The 2,935-nt window shown below is 61.7% G+C and carries 4 protein-coding genes; all 4 read left to right on the plus strand.

Translation table 11 applies throughout. The annotated features are described in order from the left end of the window. Positions 1–339 (plus strand): IS66-like element accessory protein TnpA (tnpA, locus tag ACTJKL_RS31945; protein WP_440854755.1); only part of this gene is annotated, 339 nt, incomplete at its 5' end. Beyond that, positions 336–692, plus strand: coding sequence for an IS66 family insertion sequence element accessory protein TnpB (gene tnpB, locus ACTJKL_RS31950; RefSeq protein WP_440854625.1), 357 nt, complete (start codon positions 336–338; stop codon positions 690–692). The genes tnpA and tnpB, both read left to right, overlap by 4 nt. 48 nt (positions 693–740) lie before the next feature. Further along, complete coding sequence (tnpC, locus tag ACTJKL_RS31955) at positions 741–2,315, plus strand: IS66 family transposase (protein WP_440854756.1); 1,575 nt, start codon at positions 741–743, stop codon at positions 2,313–2,315. Continuing rightward, a complete protein-coding gene (locus ACTJKL_RS31960) occupies positions 2,312–2,875 on the plus strand; it encodes a UPF0149 family protein (protein WP_440854481.1) in 564 nt (187 codons plus the stop codon). Before tnpC ends, ACTJKL_RS31960 begins: the two co-directional genes overlap by 4 nt. Positions 2,876–2,935: the final 60 nt, after the last annotated feature.

A 2,935-nucleotide genomic window follows, 5' to 3' on the forward strand; every position in this document is an offset into this window, starting at 1 on the left:
GAGAAGGCGCGGATCCTTGCTGAAAGCGCAGAACCCGACGTGAACATCTCGGCCGTCGCCCGGCGCTGGGGCGTCAACCGTGGTTTGCTGAATGTCTGGCGCCGCCAAGCCGGGCTGACCGCTCGACGATCCGCGCAAGCCTGCGCGCAGCAGGCCATGTTCGTGCCGGTGACCGTCGTTGGAGAACGAGCGCCTCCCCAGAGCGCGTCGTCGGATATCGCTTCCGTTGCTTCCGGCCGAATTGAGATCGAGATTGCCGGAGCACGCATGACCGTGATCGGCTCGGTGGCGCCTGAGTTGGCGCAGGCGATCGTGGCAGCGTTGCGAGCACGCCGGTGATCGGACTTCCGCCGAATGGCGTGAAGATCATGGTGGCGACGCAGCCTGTCGACTTCCGGCGCGGCATGAATGGCCTTGTTGCGCTGGTGGCGTCAGCGCTTTCGGCTGATCCCTACTGTGGTGACGTGTTTGTGTTCCGCGCCAAGCGGTGCGATCGCCTGCGCTGCATTTATTGGGACGGGTCGGGCATGATCCTAGCGACGAAGTGGCTTGAGGCGGGCAAGTTCGTTTGGCCACCGATCCGCGATGGCGCGATGCAGATGAGTAGCCAAGAGTTCTCGCTTTTGCTGGCCGGTATCGACTGGACTCGGGTTAAACGGAACGTCGTAAAGCGGTCGACGAAAGTGGGCTGATCCTATTGGATTTGCTTGAAGATTCAGGATCATGTGCTAGGGTCAGTCATGCCGCTTCGACCCGACCCTTTACCTCAGGATGGCGCCCAATTGAGCCGGATCATTCTCTCGCTCGATGCGGAGAATGCCGACCTCAAGGCGCGCGTTGCCTTCCTGGAGGGTCAGCTCTTTGGGCCGAAGTCGGAGAAAATGACGGCGATCGACCCGACGCAGGCGACGCTCGACCTTGGCGACCTCAGCGACATTCCCGAGGCGGCCAATGACGATGTTGCACCCGTGGCTGAAGGGCCAAGACAGGAGCGGCGATCGCCGTCGCGCAACATCGGCCGTTTGCCCAAGCACCTCCCACGGTATGAAGAGCTCATCGAGCCGGAGAGCAAGATTTGCCCGTGCTGCTCGTTCGAGCTTCATTGCATCGGCACGGACGTCAGTGAGGCGCTCGACATTGTGCCGGCGGTTGTCCGGGTGAAGCGGACGGTCCGGCCGCGCTACGCATGCCGGGCCTGCGAAAGCGTTGTTGTGCAAGCGCCCGCGCCGGCGCGCGTGATGGACGGCGGCATGGTGACCACGGCCTTTGCCGCCCATATCGCAGTTTCGAAGTTTGCCTGGCATCTGCCGCTGCATCGCCAGGCGCAGATGCTTGCCTCCTGCGGCGTGATCATCGATCGCGGCACGCTTGGCGCCTGGGTGACGCGGGTCGCCTGGTGGCTCGAGCTTCTCTACGATGCGCTTACCGCCTTCATCCGCTCCCAGCCAAGGGTGTTTTGTGACGAGACGCCGCTTCCGCGGCTCGATCCGGGGCGCAAACGCACCAAGCTTTGTCAACTCTGGGCGCAGGCGGTCGACGACCGGCCATGGAATGGTCCAGCGCCGCCGGCGGTGGCCTATACTTTTGCTGAAAGCCGCAGCGCTCGCGAGGTCGAGGGGCAACTGTCGTCGTTTGCCGGCGTACTTCAGGTCGATGGATACCAGGCCTATAAAACATTGGCCAAGCGCCGGGGGAAGAGCAATATCGCCCCCATGCGGCTGGCGTTCTGCCTTGCTCACGCGCGACGCAAGTTCGTCGATGTCGTCAAGCTGACCGGCTCTTCGGAGGCGCTGCCGATCCTGGCCAGGATCGCCGAGGTCTATCGCATCGAGGCGAAACTGCGCGGCGAAAGTGCCGATACCCGGCTCACGGGACGGCGTCGCGAGACAGCACCCATCATGCGAGAACTGAAGGTCCAGCTCACCGAACTGAGCGAAGAGGTGTCGTCAAAATCGGCGCTGGGCAAGGCCGTCTCCTACGCGCTCAATCATTGGAACGGGCTGGCAGCCTTCCTGGAGGATGGCCGGATCGAAGCGGACTCCAATGTGGTCGAGCGTTCAATGAAATCGGTGGCTCTGACGAGGAAGAACTCGTTGTTCGTGGGCAACGAACGCGTTGGCAAGTCCTTCGCGGTCCTGGCATCGCTCGTCAACACAGCAAAGCTCAATAGTGTTGACCCCGAGGTCTGGCTTGCCGATGTGCTTGAGCGCATCATCTCGGGCAAGGTGCCCGCGAACCGGATGGATACGCTCTTCCCCTGGGCCTGGAAGGCCGAACGCGAGGCCATTGCAGATCAGGAGCGACGGGCGGCATGACACAGAACAGCCAAGGGACGACGGCACGACCGAAGCTCGATGACAAGGCGTTCGAGGCCTTCATCAGGGCACGTCGTCCCGTGTCGCCGATCTGGTCGATGAGTGGCCTCGACGGCTATCTCACGGCTCTCATCATCGGACCGAAGTTCATCGACCCACGCAAATGGATCCCGGAACTGACCGGTCCGGATGCCCTGAACCTGCCGATGGAGACAAGAGAACATCGGGCCGTACAGACGATCGTTGCTGAGTATAACCGCATCTCGGCTAGCCTTTCCGAAACACCGAAAGACCACCGGCCCCGGTTCACCCGGATCGATGATCAGACCTTTGATATCTTCGATTGGGACGTCTGCTTTCTGATGGGAACCGGGTTCGCGCCGAGGCTTTGGCAGCCGGTTCTTCGTGGTCATGCCGTCACTGGGGATATCATCGCACCCATCCGCAAGCTCGGCGAGGCAAAACGGAAAGCGACAAGCCAGGATGCTGCTGACGTCGCCGAAGCACTCGTCAATATCCGAACCTACTTTATGCCGAAGCGGGCAAAGCAGAAGTTCTGACCGAGCGCCAGAAACCTATCCGTCAATCATGAAAGCCGTGGGCCATTCGTTGCGCTCACG

Source organism: Sinorhizobium sp. 22678 (assembly GCF_052044265.1).
GTDB lineage: Bacteria > Pseudomonadota > Alphaproteobacteria > Rhizobiales > Rhizobiaceae > Sinorhizobium > Sinorhizobium meliloti_A.

Bases quoted from the DNA above. Each gene is read 5' to 3' on its own strand.
- tnpC (WP_440854756.1), top strand. From the start codon at position 741: ATGCCGCTTCGACCCGACCCTTTACCTCAGGATGGCGCCCAATTGAGC.
- ACTJKL_RS31960 (WP_440854481.1), top strand. From the start codon at position 2,312: ATGACACAGAACAGCCAAGGGACGACGGCACGACCGAAGCTCGATGAC.